Here is a 15,720-nt window from a genome sequence, read left to right on the forward strand (position 1 = left end):
AAATCTTGCGATGTGTTCTTGCGATTGATTCTTGCGTTTACGTTTGCTTACGATTCATCCGCGCACTTTGCACCTGTCACAATGGCTGGTTGCCATGGTGTTTGGTGGTTTTGCGCACACGCTTCTTGCTGGAGAGCAGTTTGAGCGATTCGATGATGGTTGCGCGCGTTTGCTCGGGGTCGATCATGGCGTCGATTTCACCCATTTCCAGCGAAAGATTCGCGTTGACGGTGGTGCGTTCGTAATCGGCCACGTATTTGGCCCGGAGCGCTTCGACGTCTTTGCCTGAGTCTTTGGCTTTCTGCAGGTCTTTGCGGTGGATGATGTTCACCGCTCCGGCCGCGCCGAGCACTGCGATTTGGCTGGATGGCCAAGCGTAGTTGAGGTCGGCTCCAATGGCTTTGGATCCCATTACGATGTAGGCACCGCCGAAGGCTTTTCGCAGGATCACGGTGACCAGCGGCACTTGCGCGTTGGCGTAGGCGTAGATCACTTTCGCACCGCGGCGGATGATGCCCGCATGTTCCTGTTCGGCTCCCGGCTTGTATCCGGGGGTGTCCACCAAGGTGACGACCGGCAGGTTGAACGCATCGCACAAACGCACGAATCGTGCCACTTTTTCGGAGGAATCCACGTCGAGGATGCCCGCGTTGACGTTCGGCTGGTTGGCCACAATGCCGACCGGATGCCCGTTCACGCAGGCGAATCCCACCACTGCGGAGCATGCGAACAGCTCGTGCACCTGCACGAATTCGCCGTAGTCCACGATGCAGCGGATCACGTCGAGCACGTCGTATGGCTGGCGATCGTTGTCGGGCACGATGGTGGCGAGTCGTTTGGACACGTCACGGTCGGCGCGGGTTGCGGCGTACGCGTAGGTGGGCGGCTGCAGGTCGGAGTTGGATGGCAGGTAGGCGAGCACGGTTCGCGCGTAGTCGATCGCGTCGGCTTCGTCTTCGCCCAAATAGTGTGCCACTCCGGAGGTGGCGTTGTGCACATAGCCGCCACCGAGATCGTCCATGCTGATCACTTCGCCGGTGGCCGCTTTGACTACGTCAGGACCGGTGACGAACATGTTGGAGTTCTCGCGGGTCATGATGATCAGGTCGGTCAGCGCCGGGCAGTACACGGCTCCGCCCGCGCAAGGGCCGAGAATCAGCGAAAGCTGCGGTACGAAACCGCTGGCGTCACAGGTTTTACGGAACAGATGCCCGTATTGCGTCAGTGCGGCTACGCCTTCCTGAATGCGGGCGCCGCCCGAATCGATGAGCGCGATGATTGGCACCTTCAGGTCGAGCGCCTTGTCCATCAATCGGCAGATCTTGCGCCCTTCCGCAACGCCTAGCGTGCCGCCGCGCACGGAGAAGTCCTGCGCATAGACGGCGACTTTGCGCCCGAACACTTCGCCGAAACCGGTGATGACCGCCGCTCCCGCACGACCACCGTTGATGTCGCCGCCGCAGAATCGTCCGATCTCTTCAAAAGAACCGGTGTCGAGCAGCAGATCGAGACGTTCGCGTGCCGTCAGCTTGCCTTTGACGTGCTGGCGATTGCGTGCATGGTCTTCCGCTTCGTGCGCAAGTTGCGCCGCTCGCAGTACGGATGCGCGGATTGGCTGGGACGCGCCCGGCACGTCGGCCGCGGAGACGGCTTCGGTTGCGTCTTTGCCGAGTCGCTCCTGCTGTTCCATCACGATTTTCACGGCTTCTTTAACGGCTGGGCTTGCGATGATATCAGTCATCACTTACCCCCTTCCACAGTGTCGCCAACAGCGGTTCCGTCAGTTTGCTGCCCGTTACCGCTCGCGCCACTCGCTCCGGTCACATCGATGGTCATCAATGTTTCGCCGGCTTCCACACCCGCCGCAGGCCCCACGAAAATCTTGATGACGGCGCCCTTGACCGGCGCGTACACGTAGTTTTCCATCTTCATGGATTCGAGTACGACGAGCAGGTCGCCCTTGGCCACCTGCTGGCCTTCGGCCACGTTGATGCGTGTCACGACGGCCTGCATTGGGCTTGCGATCACACCGGATTGTCCGTCGTTGCTTTGCTGTTTTTTCTGCGCATGATGCAGTCCCTGACCGCGCAGAGGCTGGATGGCACGTTTCGCGTCACGCGCTTTGGCACCGCCCGTCAGGTTGGCGACGATGTCGTTCGGCACGGTCAGCGACACTCGGCGATTGTTGACTTCGATAACGAAGGTTTCGCTGGATTCCTTTTTGTCGACGTCAAGAGAGCCCGTCGCGCCAGACACGGATGCCGGCTGCCCGCCTTGGGACGATGCGGCTGCTTTGTTGAGGTACTTGCGTTCCAGCCATTTGGTGCTGGCATCGTATGCGACACCGTGTTCGGCGGTGAATTCGTCGTCATTGAAGATCTGTTCGAACAGGCTTGCCGGAGTCGGCACGCCTTCCACTTTCAGTTCGCTCAATGCTCGGCGCACACGTGCCACGGCCGCTGCGCGGTCGGAAGCGGTGACCACGAGTTTGCCCATCATCGAATCGAATTTCGGCGAGATGGTGTCGCCTTCGACCACGCCGGAATCCACACGGATGCCCGGCCCGGACGGCCAACGCAGAGAAGTCAGCGTGCCGGAGCTTGGCGCAAGGTTCTTTGCCGGATCTTCGCAGGTCAGACGCAATTCGAAACTGTGTCCACGAAGCGGATGATTCACGGTCAATTCCCCGCCGTTGGCGATGGTCAGCTGCTCGCGCACCAAGTCGAGTCCGCAAACCTCCTCGCTGACGGTATGCTCAACCTGCAGGCGAGGATTGACTTCCAGGAAGTACACTTTGCCTTGTTCGGTCACCATGAATTCGCAGGTGCCAAGGCCTTCGTAATCGACCGCTTCGAACAGTCGGCGGGAGTAGGCTTCCAGCTGGTCGGTCACCTCGGAGGGAAGGAACGGTGCCGGAGCCTCTTCAACAAGCTTCTGATTGCGGCGCTGCACGGAGCAGTCGCGCGTGGAATACACGGTGAAGTTGCCGTGCGAATCACGACCGCACTGCGTTTCGACGTGACGTCCCTTGTCGATGAATCGTTCCACGAAATATTCGTTCAAATCACCGCCCTGCAGAGCGTCATGATTCATGTAGAAGCCGCGCAGCTCATCATCATTACGTACCAGCGTGATGCCTCGACCACCGCCGCCATCGGTGCGCTTGAGCATCAGCGGATAACCGTGCGTGTGTGCGAAATCAAGCAGCAATCGCATGTCGGAAATTGACTGGGAAATGCCGGGAACCGGCGGAACTTTTGCAAAAGTCGCCACACGACGTGCGGTGATCTTATCTCCCAAATCCACGAGGGCTTTCGGATTGGGACCAACCCAAGCCGCGCCCGCGTCGATCACTTTCTGTGCGAATGTAGCGACTTCGGAAAGGAATCCGTAGCCGGGATGCACTGCGTCGGCACCGCTGCGCTGCAGAATGTCGATCAGCAGATCCTCGTTGAGATACGTGTCTTTGTATGTATCTCCGGAAAGCAGATATGCGTCGTCAGCCATCTGCACATATTGCGCATGGCGATCCTGTTCCGCGTACACCGCAACCGTGGGAATCCCCATCTCGCGTGCGGTGCGCACTACGCGAAGCGCGATTTCGCCGCGATTCGCCACCAAAAGTTTGTTGACATTTTTAGGCATAACGTCAAGTTTGGCCAAACGAACGAAAAATCGCGAACTCGTTTCCCACAAAAGACACGCAAACTTTTTGTAAGGCTCCACAAACGTTACCGAAACTCAGCAAGCCTACGATTGGGGCATAAGTTGACAAATCCTGCATTTTCGTCACTTTTGCGATCGCCGTCATTTCGGCTGCCAATAATCGTCGATTCATCAACAGTAATGCAATCAAATTCAAGGAGAATTATCGTGCGTAACGCAATGCTGACGCTCAAGACCACACTGAAAACCGCTACCAGCGGCACTCTTGGATCCGTGCTCAAGCCCGCACTGTTCGCCGTGCTCATGTGGGCGGCTTCCGCGGCCGGCGCCGTGCCGATTCCGGGCACGCCCGTGCCAATCACCCTGCAGACGTTTGTGGTGATGCTGGCCGCGCTGATGCTGCCGTGGAAGCAGGCCGGCACCGCGATGCTCATGTATCTGGCGGCAGGCGCGGTCGGTCTGCCGGTGTTCGCAGGCGGCGCTTCCACCATGGCATTGGTCGGCCCGAGCGCCGGCTTCCTGATCGGCTTCCTGCCGGCGGCCGTCGTCACCTCGCTGCTCAAGGGCGAGGCCCGCACCGATTCGCTGAAGCACGGTGCACTGACCGCCGCACGTTATCTGTTCGCCTGCGTCGCCGGCTGCATTGTACTTGACTATCTGCTTGGTTTCATCGTGCAGTCCGCCATTACCGGCGTTGCGCTGCCGATCGTTGCGGTAGCTTCCATGGGATTCATTGCCGGCGACGCGGTCAAGGCCGTCATCGCTTCCGCCGTGGTAGCAGGTCTTGCCAAGCTGAAGTGAGTAGAACTCGTTACGAACGTTTTCTCACTTGCCGAACACGCCCACATCGGCCGTGCTGACCTGATGCAACACGCCTTCCTGATCCTCAATGGTCAGGGAGGCGTCGTCGTTTAAAGCGACGGCCTTGCCCCGCAGAGTGGTTCCGTCCACGAAATGCGCTTCGCAAGATTTGCCAAGCGTCCAGCAGATCGGAATCATGGCCTCTCTGGCACGCACAGCCTCACGATGGGAATCCTCCTCAAAATCAGCCAACCGCGAGCGCAAGCCTCGCACCCAACGTGCGGCGATCGCATCGCGCATAACGGCAACATCCGGCAGATCGTGCGCAATCAACTGCAACGACGTGGCCTTGTCTATCGGCAACCGCTCCTGTGCGACGGCAAGATTCAAGCCGACGCCGATCACAATGGCGACGCGATCCTCGCAACCCGCAATCGGCACCATTTCGGCGAGCACGCCACCAAGTTTCTGTCCATCCACGAAAATATCGTTCGGCCATTTCAATGCAATATCCCCGATATTCTCGTCAAAGCCGCCGCCGCAATCGCGTACCGCACCAACAATCGCCTCACGCATCTCGCAGCCGGCGATCATCTGCAGCCAACCATTGACGGACGAATCGCGCATAATCGAAACGGGCACGCTTACCACCAGCGACACGATGAACGACTCCCCCGGAACGCTCGTCCACGTATGGTCGAGACGCCCGCGGCCTGCCGTCTGCTCATTCGCCGCAATGACCACGATTTCATGCCCGCTCCACGCGGACTTCCCTGCATTCACGCCATCCGCGCTGCTCACGCCATCCGCACCATTCACACCGAACAGCACTCCCTCGCGCACCAAATCCGCGGCATACGTATTCGTGGATCCCACGGTGTCGAGCAGCAGCACCTGATCCGCCACAGCACAAGTACGCGGCATAACCACTGCCGAATCCAAAATCGCCATCATTACCCCCTATCTACTACGGCATGTTCGATGCAACGCAACAGCCAACGCAACAACCACGCAGCCGCTATTCGTCCTGCCGCACTTGGCTGGCCTCATGTTCGCTGACCACGTTCGCCTTGACCGCCTGCCGCGCATTACGCGACTCACGCCAGAATTGCAGGCATACGAAACCGAACACGAACGCGACCGGCAGCATATGCCGTTCGAAATTGTTGGCCGGAGCGGTGATCATCACGCCCATGAGCAGCAGCAAAGGCAAATGCCACGACAGCGAACGCCACCGTCGCAGCACCACTTCGGCGGCGCCGACCAGCAGCATCAGCGTTACGTACAGATTGCCGTGCGTCACCCAGCCGACCACGGGAATATTGCCCCATCCTTTGGCGAAACCAGCCACCGCATCGCGCCAATCATGGTTATACAGATGGATCCACTCATTGCCGCTCTGCACGTAATCGTTGTTCACGTAGTAGTCCATCGACACGTACGGTAGGTCGGTCACGTCGAAATAGCCGAAACACTCCGCGAAAAACGCGTCGAGTGCGATCACGGGATTCGCGACAACGATTTCAAGCCATGCCTCGTTGAAGTTCTTCATGTCGTCTTCGGTGACGGTACGCCACTTGTAGCTGACTTTTTTCGATTGGATGCCGGAGGATTTCACCGGGTCGGCGTCCTGCTGGGAGTATGCTTCGGCCATTTGGTCGAGGTTGAAGATGGGGTCGAGCTTTTTCGCCGCGTCCGCCGGAATGCCTTTTGGATTGTATTTGGCGACGCGCGCGATCTGCTGCAGTTGGATACCCCGGCTTTCGATCGGGTCGCCGCCGATGATGGCACCCGTGTTGGTGAGGAATATGATGCCGCCATGAATGAGGATGATCGGCAGCAGCAATGTCACAAGATAAGTTTTCCAACGCTTTCGATCATTGATGAGCGCCAGGATCAGAGCGAAGAGAATGATGTACCACGCGTATTTCGCACTGACGAGCATCACGCAGCTTGAGATGGTGAACGCCATGATCGAGCGTTTGCGCAGACGAGTCGGTTTGCCGTTGATGGTAGGCAGCGCTTTGATGTGCGTCATATGCAGTTCGTACCACACGCCGAACCACCATACGAATGCGAAAGCGAACAACGGCGATTTCGTCAGGGAAATCGTGGCGAACACCGCAAGAGGGCACACCATGAAGAACAGAAGTATCACGAATCGGGTTTTCGCACCGGCACGCAGTCTGGAAGGACGTGCCACAACGCCCGCTTCGGGATGCGTGTAATCGCGCATATTCCAGCAATCGTGGCGTTCCGGATGCGAGAAGTCGAATGTGCCGACGCCCAGCCTGCGCCACGGCAGGTTGAAGAATCGGTTGGCGGTCGCCGAACAGCAGAATGCGGCGAATAGCCATTGCAATGCGGCGAGCACCACAATGCCCGCATCGTTGGAGTCGGTGAAATAGCGGGAAACCGACGCCACCGCGCCGTAGAACACGGTGAGCACAACGTTATGCTGGTCGGTCAGGTACGTAGGATTATCCGGCCACATGTAATGCGCGGTCGGGTAGATATCCATGGGCACGAACGAGAAGAAGCCTATATACGGCTGCTTCAGACCCGTCCACTGGTTCAACGCCCAGCTGAATTCTCGGATTTGCGAACGTATGTCGGCGCCGAATGCGGCCAATAGCGTGGTAGGCACCCACAGCCAGCCGGTCACGAACACCAGCATGAGTTTCCACCAGCAGTCGGTGCAACGCGTAAGTTTGCGCCCAAACCATACGATCATCGCATGAAGGGCACGCCCTGGGCGACTGTGCGCGACGTCATGCAGGTGTCGCAACATAATGCCAAGCACAGTGGTTGGCGTTCCTGCGATCTCGTCGCATAGTCTTTCATGCCGACGTACGAAATATCGCGGAAGCACGCGACGGCCGCGTCCGAATCTGACCAGCGCGACGACAATCGAAAACCATACTGCGAAAGCGACCGCCAAATACAGCACGTTCAGCCAGCCGAAGTCGGAAAGTCCGCCACCGAACCAATACAACGGCCCGATGGCGCAACACCATGCCACCCACAGGCATGCCAGCACGGCCAGCGTCCAGCTGAGGAATGTGCCGACCTTTTCGCCACGCTTTCCGGTTTTTTTGACTTCGCTCATAAGCGGCATAATAGCGGCACTCCCCGAATGAGCCTCACCTTGTTGTCACCGCCTGTTCAGCGATTCGTTGGATAGGCGGCTACACTTGACACTTATGAACTCCGATCAGGCAGACATTCTCGACCTTCTGGCAGGGCACACCGACGATTCAACTATCGAACGGCTCGCTTTCGAATGCCTGATGACGAATCTTACGGATGATCGCGTCGCCTCGTTGATGAATGTGCTCGGATGGCGCGGAAATTTCGATTGCTTTGCGATTGGCGGCACACCGAAGGTAAGTCCCGCCTCGGCTTCGCTTGTCGCGCGCAATGCGGTGCGTGATTTGGGTGGGGAGCACGCGATCGTCGGCACGTACGGCAGTTTTCTGCTGGTGCTGGTCTGCCAGATGGGGGCCGCCACCGCCGAGGTGACGTGCACGTCTGTCATTTCCGCGTTCAGCGAGGATGAGCCGGTGTATTTGAGTCCGGTACGTTCCGGTGTCATCGGCGCCTCGCATGTGTTGCGTGAAACCTTGTTCTCGTTGCAGGCCGCTCCCGCTTTGGCTTCGCCGTCCCGCCCATTGCGTGCCGACGAATTGCTGCCTGAGAGGGCGCTTTTGGGCGATGACTACGCTCGTGAGGAGCTGTATCAGAACGTGTATCGGGTGCTTCATGGCGATAATCCCGACGATCCGACTTTTGTGACGGTTTCCACGTTTTTGAGGAACGGCAGTTCTTTGGAGAACACCGCGAAGGATTTGAACGTGCATCCGAATACGGTGCGCTATCGTTTGAAGCGTGCCGCGGAAACGACTGGTTGGGATGCGACCGATCCGCGCGACGCATACGTGTTGACGACCGCGCTTGCAATCGGCCGTATGCGCGATCGTTGAAATTACTTTTCTGTTTTTAATATCTGTCTGATATCTAGTTTCATTGAAATTCCTTGATATTCAGCGATTGCAGAATCATTATTTATTAAATGAGATGGATAATCACAAGATATATACGAAAAGACCCGCATCTCGCGTTGAGGCAGGATGCGGGTCTTTTGCAAGCTATATAGAAGCTATTTGCAAGCTATATTGCTCAGGCGATGACCGTCGGATCAACCGGGACGCCCGGGTTCATCGTGGAGGTGATGGTCGCCTTGGTGACGTAGCGGCCCTTCACGGTGGACGGCTTCAGACGCTTGATTTCGTCGGCAACAGCCTTGAAGTTCTCGTCGAGAGCCTGCTCGGTGAAGGAGAGCTTGCCGATGAGGAAGCTCAGGTTGCCGTTCTTGTCGACGCGGAAGTCGACCTTGCCGCCCTTGATGTCCTTGATGGCCTTGGTGACATCCATGGTCACGGTGCCGGTCTTCGGGTTCGGCATGAGGCCACGCGGACCGAGCACGCGGCCGAGGCGGCCGACCTTGCCCATCATGTCCGGGGTAGCCACCACGGAATCGAAGTCAAGGAAGCCGTCGGCGACCTTCTGCACGAGATCATCGTCACCGACGATGTCGGCGCCAGCCTCGAGAGCCTCGGTGGCCTTCGGGCCACGGGCGAACACGAGGACCTTGGCGGTCTTACCGGTGCCGTTCGGCAGGTTGACGGAACCGCGGACCAGCTGGTCGGCCTTGCGCGGATCGACGTTCAGGCGCAGCACGGCCTCAACGGTCTGATCGAACTTGTACTCCGGCATGCTCTTGACGAGAGCGATGGCTTCGTTGGCGGTGTAAAGATTGTTGCGATCGATCTTCTCAGAAGCTTCGCGGTACTTCTTGGAACGCTTTACCATTTGTCCCTCTCCTCTCAGTCGGTAACCGTGATACCCATCGAGCGGGCGGTGCCCTCGATGATCTTCATGCCGGCTTCGACGTCGCGTGCGGACAGATCAGCCATCTTGATTTCGGCGATCTCACGGACCTGGGCCTTGGTGACGGAGCCGACCTTGTGGGTCAGCGGGTTTTCGGTACCCTTCTGGATGCCCGCAGCCTTCTTCAGCAGAGCTGCCGCCGGCGGGGTCTTCAGAATGAAGGTGAAGGAACGATCTTCGAAAACGGTGATCTCAACAGGGATGACCTGGCCCATCTTGTCCTGCGTGGCAGCGTTGTACTGCTTGCAGAAGTCCATGATGTTCACGCCATGGGAACCCAGTGCCGGGCCCAGCGGCGGGGCCGGGTTGGCCTTGCCAGCCTGAATCTGGAGCTTGAGAAGCGCCGAGACTTTCTTCTTAGGAGCCATTGTATGGTTCTTCTTTCTGTAGAAGCGGTGGTAGCGGCACCGGAGTAGGTCTCCCGCGTCCGGTTCCTTCCGCAACGTATATTGCTGTGCTGTGCTAGCGGATTCCGCACCCTCGTTCAGGCACGCCAAACCCTCCAGACACAAGCTTTCCTATTGTGCCCACTCCCCCAGACAAAAAAGACCCCGCAATGCGCGGGGTCTTTCAAAATCCTTACTATTTTAAATTTCAGGCCAGTTTTTCTACCTGATTGAAGCCCAACTCCACTGGTGTGTCGCGACCGAAGATGGACACGAGCACGGTGAGTTTCTGCGTGGTGGGCTCAACGTCGGAGACGACAGCTGCCATGGTGGTGAACGGACCGTCGGTGACGGTGACCTGATCGCCAACGGCGTAGGAGACTTCAAGGACGCGCTTCTTGTTGGCGGCCGGCTTGTCGCCAGCCTTCTTGAGCGCTTCGGAGGCAATCATCGGAGCCATCATGGAAACGACTTCCTTGCGGCTCAGCGGTGCCGGTTCCTTGGTCGGACCAACAAAGCCGGTGACGCCTTCGGTTTCACGAACGATACGACGGGCGTTCTCATCCGGAAGCATGCGAATCAGCACGTAGCCGGGTACACGCACGCGGGTGATGACCTTCTTGCCCTTTTCAGTGTGCTTTTCGACCTCTTCCATCGGCACTTCAATCTGGAAGATCTTGTCTTCCATGCCGAAGCTCGCCACACGGGATTCAACGTTGGTCTTCACACGCTTCTCATAGCCGGAGTAGGTGTGCAGCACATACCATTTGCCCTCGAGGGTGCGCAGGCTGTTGGAGAAGTCTTCGACGGCCTTGGCGCCGGCATCCTGCTCGTCGTCTTCCTTGCCCTCTTCGGACTCGTCGGAAACGACTTCGGCAGTCGGCTCTGCCTCAACGGTCTCATCGGCGGTTTCCTGAACGCTTTCGCCTTCGGCCGGCAGCGCCTCAACGGCGGCCACGGCCTCGAGATCAGCTTCAGGAGCCTCGTCGAGGTTGTCAGAAAACACTTCGTCAGTCATGCAGTTTCACCTTCAAGTTGTTGATCAGCCGAAGATCCACAGGGTCAGCTTGCCCAGACCGTAGTCCATGCCGGTGACCAGTGCCATCAGGAACAGCACGAAAATGAACACGGCGAGCGCCCAGAAGAACAGCTCTTTGCTGGTCGGGGTCACGACCTTGCGGAGTTCGTCGATAATCTGTTTGATGAACAAGCCAATTCGCATGAAGATGTTCGGCTTAACGGCCTTTTCGCTATTTTTTGCCTTCGCCATAATAATCCTCCGCTGAGCTTGTTGCAAGAAGCTTGGCAGGGAAGGCGGGACTCGAACCCACAACCTACGGTTTTGGAGACCGTTGCGCTACCAATTGCGCCACTTCCCTAGGTGTACTCTGCCGTTTCTACTTGCTGGCGAGGATTTTATGCGAAAAACCACGCAAGAAGTAAGCGGCAAAACCGCCAAGTCGAAATAATAGCGGGTATTTGCGACTTAGTCCAACCAGTTTTTTAAAAAACCTCTCAAAACCGCTATTTTCCAACGAAAAAAAGATTCGCACCCGGCATGTCACCGTGGTGCGAATCGTACGAAAAGTTTCAGTCAGGTCAGTATCAGGCTTCGACCCACTGCTTCATGCGTTTCATGCCCTCGACCAAATCGTCGTCGGCAAGCGCATACGAGAATCGCAAGTAGCCAGGAGCACCGAACGCTTCACCTGGAACGGCCGCCACATGGCCTTCGTCAAGCAATGCCGCAGCCAGCTCGGACGTGCTCGCATAGGAGGCCTTGCTTGCGCCAAGCGGCTTGTTCAGCAGGGCGCTCACATCGGCGAACGCATAGAATGCACCGGTCGGCGTCGGGCAGTTCACACCCTCAATATCGTTCAACGCGGCAACGATGGTCTGACGGCGCTTGTCGAAAGCCTCGCGCATCTCGTACACGGCATCGAGCGAGCCGGACACGGCCGCGATTGCGGCACGTTGGGAGATATTGTTCACGTTGGACGTCATATGCCCCTGCAGCTTGGACGCGGCCTTGGCCACGTCGATAGGAGCGATCATCCAACCGACACGCCAACCGGGCATGGCATACGTTTTGGCCACGCCGTTGAGTACCAGCAGCTGGCCACGCACTTCGGGCACTGCAGCGCCGACGTACGTGGTTTTTGCGCCATCGTAGTTGAGATGCTCGTAGATTTCATCGGAAATCACCCACACATGATGTTCCACAGCCCATTCACCAATCGCCTTGACGGTTTCCGGCTTCCACACGGCACCCGTCGGATTGTTCGGCGTGTTCACGATGATGGCTTTCGTGCGTTCGGTACGCGCTTTTTCGAGATCTTCAAGACTTGGTTCGAAATTGCGGTCGGCACCGGCGAACACTTCGACAGGCACGCCTCCGGCCAGTTTCACCGCTTCCGGATAGCTCGTCCAATACGGCGTCGGAATGATGACTTCGTCGCCTTCATCAAGCAGGATTTGGAATGCCGAGTACACGGCCTGCTTGCCGCCGTTGGTTACGATAACCTGGTTCGGATCGACTTCGTAACCGGAATCGCGCAACGTTTTTTCTGCGATCGCCTTACGCAGTTCCGGCAAACCTGCCGTTGGGGTGTAACGATAGTTTTTCGGATCCTGCACCGCTTCGGCCGCAGCTGCGACGATCGGAGCCGGAGTCGGGAAGTTCGGCTCGCCCGCGCCAAATCCAATGACGTCGATTCCTTCGGCTTTCATCGCTTTCGCTTTGGAATCAACGGCCAGAGTAGCGCTCGGAGCCACGTGGTTAATACGTTCGGAAAGAGTCTGCCAGTCAGCCATAGTCATGCTTGCCATGCTAACTCTCCCACCCGAAAAACAACAGCCTTCGGCACATTTTGATCTATTGTTCTGCTTCCTTTTTCTTTCCTGCATCTGGTGTCCGGCAGGGACTGGCAGATAAATTTTTTAGACTAAGACAAGATTGTCGCGGTGAACTAGGGGGTGGGCGTATTCTTCGCCGAGGAAACGCTTGAGCTGGGCGGTATTACGGCCGAGCATTTGCGGGATCTCTTCGGAGTCGAATCCTACAAGGCCTTTTGCGAGATGCTCTCCCACTTCGTTGTCGATCCACACCGCGTCTCCGGCGGCGAAATCGCCCTTCACCTCAAGCACGCCGGCTGCGAGCAGACTGGCCGCTCCCCCACGCACCGCGTTGGACGCGCCCGCGTCGGCCACCAGAGTACCTTGCGGGTGGGCCGCGAAGCCAATCCATAGGCGGCGCGAAGAGCCACGGTCGTTGATTGGTGCGAATGCGGTGCCGACCGGGTCTCCCATCATGGCCGGGCCTGCGTTCGACGCGCAGGTGAGCACTGCAGGAATGCCGGAAACTGCCGCCACACGGGCTGCTTCCATTTTGGTGACCATGCCGCCGGTGCCCACATTTGAGCCTGTGCCGCCGACCTGCACATTGGCGAGCGCATCTTCCACGTTCGGCACGTAGCTGATGCGTTTCGACCCGGGTTCGCTTGGGGGCGCCGTATAGAGCGCGTCCACGTCGGTGAGGAGTACGAGGGCGTCGGCGACAACGATGTTGGCAATCAATGCGGAGAGGCGGTCGTTGTCTCCGAATCGGATTTCGTTGGATGCGAGCGAGTCGTTTTCGTTAATGATTGGCACCGCGCCCAGGTCGAGCAGTCTTTCGAGAGTGCGTCGTACGTTGCGGTATTGTTGTGGCGCGATGGTGTCGGATACGGTGATGAGGATCTGCCCGACGCGCAGTCCGTAGCGCGCGAAGGCGTTTTCGTATTGTGCCATGAGCAGGCCTTGGCCTACGGCCGCGCATGCCTGCTGGTCAGCCACATCTGTTGGTCGCGCTTCAAAGCCAAGGGGGCCGAATCCGGCTGCAATGGCGCCGGAGGAGACGAGCACCACGCGCCCGCCCATGAGTCGTACGCGTGCGATGGCCGCCACGAGCGCGTTGAGCCGTTCCGGATCGAGGTGGCCGCTTGGCTTGGTCAGCGAGCTGGATCCCACTTTCACCACGATGGTTTGCGCTTCGGCGATGGCTCGGCGCACTTGGGCTTGCGATGGCGTGTTCATGGTTCCTCCAGGCGTTCGAATGGCCGAAAAGAAAACCCGCTGATATGCCGATCGGCACATCAGCGGGCGTATTGCTGCTTCTATTGTTCCACGTTTTCGGATTCGGTGGTTTCGCCGCGTCCGAAGAGGCTGGTTTCGTCGTGTCGGTCGTCATCCACGGAAGGATCGGCCCAGTGTCCGGCCTTGCGCTCGGCCATCATGGCTTCGCGCACGGCCTGGCGTGCGTCCATCATTTCGTGGTATTGGCGGCGGCGTTCCGCGTTGGTGCGGCGCTGAGAACGGCCGTCCTGTTCCTGCAGTCGCAGGTCGACTCCTCGTGCGCCAAGCTGGGCGCCGTCGAGCATTTCCGCACCTGCCGCAATGGTCGGATCCCAATCAAATTCCACGGCTCGCGCACCCTTGCCGATGCGTACTTCGTCACCCGGCTTGGCGCCCTTGTTGCGCAGTTCGTCTTCAACGCCGAGCTTGGCGAGGCGGTCTGCCAAGTAGCCGACCGCTTCGTCGTTGTCGAAGTTGGTTTGCATGACCCAACGTTCCGGCTTGGTGCCAAGCACTTCATACCAGACGTCGCCGTTGCCGGCTTCCTTGCGTTCCACGGTGAAGTCAAGCGCGGTGCCGCCTTCGTCGTTGCGACGGCGACGATTGCGAGGCTCTTCAAGCGGCTTGATGACCACACGCGCCTCTTCTTCGGCCTGTTCGCGTTTGGCGACTTCCTTGCGCATGTCGGAGACCATGGCTGCCAACGCCCAGTTGAGTTCTTTCAAACCTTCATGGGATGCAGTAGAGATGACATACACGTTGAGGCCGAGTTTTTCGAATTCCGGTTTGACGAATTCAGCCAATTCCTTGGCTTCCGGCATATCGACCTTGTTGAGGATGATGATGCGGGGGCGTTCGGGGATTGGGATCGCGCCCAATGGCAGTTCCAGCTTGTCTGCATATTCGGCCAGTTCGTGTTCGAGCGCCTTGTAGTCGCTCATCGGATCACGGTCGGGTTCCAGCGTGGCACAGTCGATTACGTGGGCGATGATTTCGGTGCGTTCGATGTGGCGCAGGAATTCAAGGCCGAGGCCTTTGCCTTGCGAGGCTCCCGGAATCAAGCCTGGCACGTCGGCGATGGTGTAACGCATGTCTCCCGCCATGACCACGCCAAGATTCGGCACGAGTGTGGTGAACGGGTAGTCGGCGATTTTCGGCTTGGCGGAGCTCATGGCGGCGATCAGACTGGATTTGCCTGCGGACGGGAAGCCCACCAAAGCCACGTCGGCGATGGATTTGAGTTCGAGGATGACATCTCGTTCCTCACCCGGCTCACCCAAGAGCGCGAAGCCTGGAGCACGACGTGTGCGGTTGGCCAGTGCGGCGTTGCCAAGGCCGCCGTTGCCGCCGGCCGCCACTACGAACTTGTCTCCGGCGTGGCGCAGATCGGCGAGCTGTTCGCCCGGATGCTTGGGCTTGCCTTGCGGCCCTTTGGCTTCGAAAATCACGGTGCCCACGGGAACTGGCAGAATCAGATCGGCACCTTTGGAACCGTCTTTGGTATCTCCCAAGCCCATGGTGCCGCTTCCAGCCTCACGGTGGGGCATGAAACGGTAATCGAGCAGGCTGTTGGCGTTCTGGTCGGCCATGAAGATCACGGAACCACCGTCACCGCCGTTGCCGCCGTTCGGGCCTGCCAACGGCTTGTATTTTTCTCTACGGATGCCGGCGGAACCGTTGCCGCCGTCGCCGCCCTTCACATGGACGGTCACGCGATCGACGAAATCACTCATGTATCTACCTTAATCGTTTGTTCGAAACGGTCCGATTTATTGTCCGTTCGCAAGTCTGCATGCATGTTCTG

Annotated in this window: 13 protein-coding genes and 1 tRNA gene; 2 read left to right on the forward strand and 12 right to left on the reverse strand. The window is 58.3% G+C overall.

Annotation, left to right across the window (positions count from 1 at the left end):
• Nucleotides 1-76: 76 nt before the first annotated feature.
• Together CE168_RS02760 and CE168_RS02765 are read right to left on the reverse strand one after the other, a co-directional pair.
• Nucleotides 77-1,741: an acyl-CoA carboxylase subunit beta gene (locus tag CE168_RS02760; RefSeq protein WP_099571007.1), complete on the reverse strand. Its 1,665-nt coding sequence runs from the start codon at nucleotides 1,739-1,741 to the stop codon at nucleotides 77-79.
• Entirely contained in the window at nucleotides 1,741-3,645 is a 1,905-nt protein-coding gene (locus tag CE168_RS02765) for an ATP-binding protein (protein WP_099571176.1), read from the reverse strand. Before CE168_RS02765 ends, CE168_RS02760 begins: the two co-directional genes overlap by 1 nt.
• A 240-nt stretch (nucleotides 3,646-3,885) precedes the next feature.
• On the opposite strand from CE168_RS02765, the gene CE168_RS02770 reads away from it, so the two are divergent.
• Nucleotides 3,886-4,467, forward strand: coding sequence for a biotin transporter BioY (locus tag CE168_RS02770; RefSeq protein WP_164519384.1), 582 nt, complete (start codon nucleotides 3,886-3,888; stop codon nucleotides 4,465-4,467).
• Between the two features lie 24 nt (nucleotides 4,468-4,491).
• On the opposite strand, the gene CE168_RS02775 is transcribed toward CE168_RS02770, so the two are convergent.
• Nucleotides 4,492-5,421: a biotin--[acetyl-CoA-carboxylase] ligase gene (locus CE168_RS02775; RefSeq protein WP_099571009.1), complete on the reverse strand. Its 930-nt coding sequence runs from the start codon at nucleotides 5,419-5,421 to the stop codon at nucleotides 4,492-4,494.
• A 64-nt stretch (nucleotides 5,422-5,485) separates the two neighbouring features.
• The gene (locus CE168_RS02780; protein WP_099571010.1) at nucleotides 5,486-7,585 is read right to left on the reverse strand and encodes a DUF6020 family protein; all 2,100 of its coding nucleotides are present in this window, start codon (nucleotides 7,583-7,585) and stop codon (nucleotides 5,486-5,488) included.
• Nucleotides 7,586-7,670: 85 nt separating this feature from the next.
• On the opposite strand from CE168_RS02780, the gene CE168_RS02785 reads away from it, so the two are divergent.
• Nucleotides 7,671-8,450: a PucR family transcriptional regulator gene (locus CE168_RS02785; protein WP_099571011.1), complete on the forward strand. Its 780-nt coding sequence runs from the start codon at nucleotides 7,671-7,673 to the stop codon at nucleotides 8,448-8,450.
• Nucleotides 8,451-8,646: 196 nt separating this feature from the next.
• On the opposite strand, the gene rplA is transcribed toward CE168_RS02785, so the two are convergent.
• The 8 genes from rplA to obgE all read right to left on the reverse strand — a co-directional run bounded on the left by rplA (nucleotide 8,647) and on the right by obgE (nucleotide 15,649).
• Nucleotides 8,647-9,339, reverse strand: coding sequence for a 50S ribosomal protein L1 (gene rplA / locus CE168_RS02790; protein ID WP_004220116.1), 693 nt, complete (start codon nucleotides 9,337-9,339; stop codon nucleotides 8,647-8,649).
• Nucleotides 9,340-9,353: 14 nt separating this feature from the next.
• Nucleotides 9,354-9,785 carry a 50S ribosomal protein L11 gene (rplK, locus tag CE168_RS02795; protein WP_022245020.1) on the reverse strand — a complete coding sequence of 144 codons (432 nt, stop codon included), beginning with the start codon at nucleotides 9,783-9,785 and terminating at the stop codon, nucleotides 9,354-9,356.
• 226 nt (nucleotides 9,786-10,011) lie between these two features.
• Nucleotides 10,012-10,821, reverse strand: a complete 810-nt coding sequence (nusG, locus tag CE168_RS02800) for a transcription termination/antitermination protein NusG (RefSeq protein ID WP_099571012.1) — start codon at nucleotides 10,819-10,821, stop codon at nucleotides 10,012-10,014.
• 24 nt (nucleotides 10,822-10,845) lie between these two features.
• The gene (gene secE, locus CE168_RS02805; protein ID WP_003836126.1) at nucleotides 10,846-11,073 is read right to left on the reverse strand and encodes a preprotein translocase subunit SecE; all 228 of its coding nucleotides are present in this window, start codon (nucleotides 11,071-11,073) and stop codon (nucleotides 10,846-10,848) included.
• A gap of 33 nt (nucleotides 11,074-11,106) precedes the next feature.
• Nucleotides 11,107-11,182 (reverse strand) — tRNA-Trp (locus tag CE168_RS02810).
• Between the two features lie 226 nt (nucleotides 11,183-11,408).
• Complete coding sequence (locus CE168_RS02820; protein WP_099571014.1) at nucleotides 11,409-12,632, reverse strand: pyridoxal phosphate-dependent aminotransferase; 1,224 nt, start codon at nucleotides 12,630-12,632, stop codon at nucleotides 11,409-11,411.
• 111 nt (nucleotides 12,633-12,743) lie between these two features.
• On the reverse strand, nucleotides 12,744-13,877 hold the full coding sequence (gene proB / locus CE168_RS02825) for a glutamate 5-kinase (RefSeq protein ID WP_099571015.1): 1,134 nt from the start codon (nucleotides 13,875-13,877) through the stop codon (nucleotides 12,744-12,746).
• An 80-nt stretch (nucleotides 13,878-13,957) separates the two neighbouring features.
• A complete protein-coding gene (gene obgE / locus CE168_RS02830; protein WP_099571016.1) occupies nucleotides 13,958-15,649 on the reverse strand; it encodes a GTPase ObgE in 1,692 nt (563 codons plus the stop codon).
• Nucleotides 15,650-15,720: the final 71 nt, after the last annotated feature.

It is taken from the genome of Bifidobacterium sp. N5G01, assembly GCF_002742425.1.
Classification (GTDB): domain Bacteria; phylum Actinomycetota; class Actinomycetes; order Actinomycetales; family Bifidobacteriaceae; genus Bifidobacterium; species Bifidobacterium hominis.

Coding starts and splice junctions, on each gene's coding strand:
- CE168_RS02760 (WP_099571007.1), bottom strand. CDS start 1,741: ATGACTGATATCATCGCAAGCCCAGCCGTTAAAGAAGCCGTGAAAATC.
- CE168_RS02775 (WP_099571009.1), bottom strand. CDS start 5,421: ATGATGGCGATTTTGGATTCGGCAGTGGTTATGCCGCGTACTTGTGCT.
- rplK (WP_022245020.1), bottom strand. CDS start 9,785: ATGGCTCCTAAGAAGAAAGTCTCGGCGCTTCTCAAGCTCCAGATTCAG.
- obgE (WP_099571016.1), bottom strand. CDS start 15,649: ATGAGTGATTTCGTCGATCGCGTGACCGTCCATGTGAAGGGCGGCGAC.
- secE (WP_003836126.1), bottom strand. CDS start 11,073: ATGGCGAAGGCAAAAAATAGCGAAAAGGCCGTTAAGCCGAACATCTTC.
- proB (WP_099571015.1), bottom strand. CDS start 13,877: ATGAACACGCCATCGCAAGCCCAAGTGCGCCGAGCCATCGCCGAAGCG.
- CE168_RS02785 (WP_099571011.1), top strand. CDS start 7,671: ATGAACTCCGATCAGGCAGACATTCTCGACCTTCTGGCAGGGCACACC.
- rplA (WP_004220116.1), bottom strand. CDS start 9,339: ATGGTAAAGCGTTCCAAGAAGTACCGCGAAGCTTCTGAGAAGATCGAT.
- nusG (WP_099571012.1), bottom strand. CDS start 10,821: ATGACTGACGAAGTGTTTTCTGACAACCTCGACGAGGCTCCTGAAGCT.
- CE168_RS02780 (WP_099571010.1), bottom strand. CDS start 7,585: ATGCCGCTTATGAGCGAAGTCAAAAAAACCGGAAAGCGTGGCGAAAAG.
- CE168_RS02820 (WP_099571014.1), bottom strand. CDS start 12,632: ATGGCAAGCATGACTATGGCTGACTGGCAGACTCTTTCCGAACGTATT.
- CE168_RS02770 (WP_164519384.1), top strand. CDS start 3,886: ATGCTGACGCTCAAGACCACACTGAAAACCGCTACCAGCGGCACTCTT.
- CE168_RS02765 (WP_099571176.1), bottom strand. CDS start 3,645: ATGCCTAAAAATGTCAACAAACTTTTGGTGGCGAATCGCGGCGAAATC.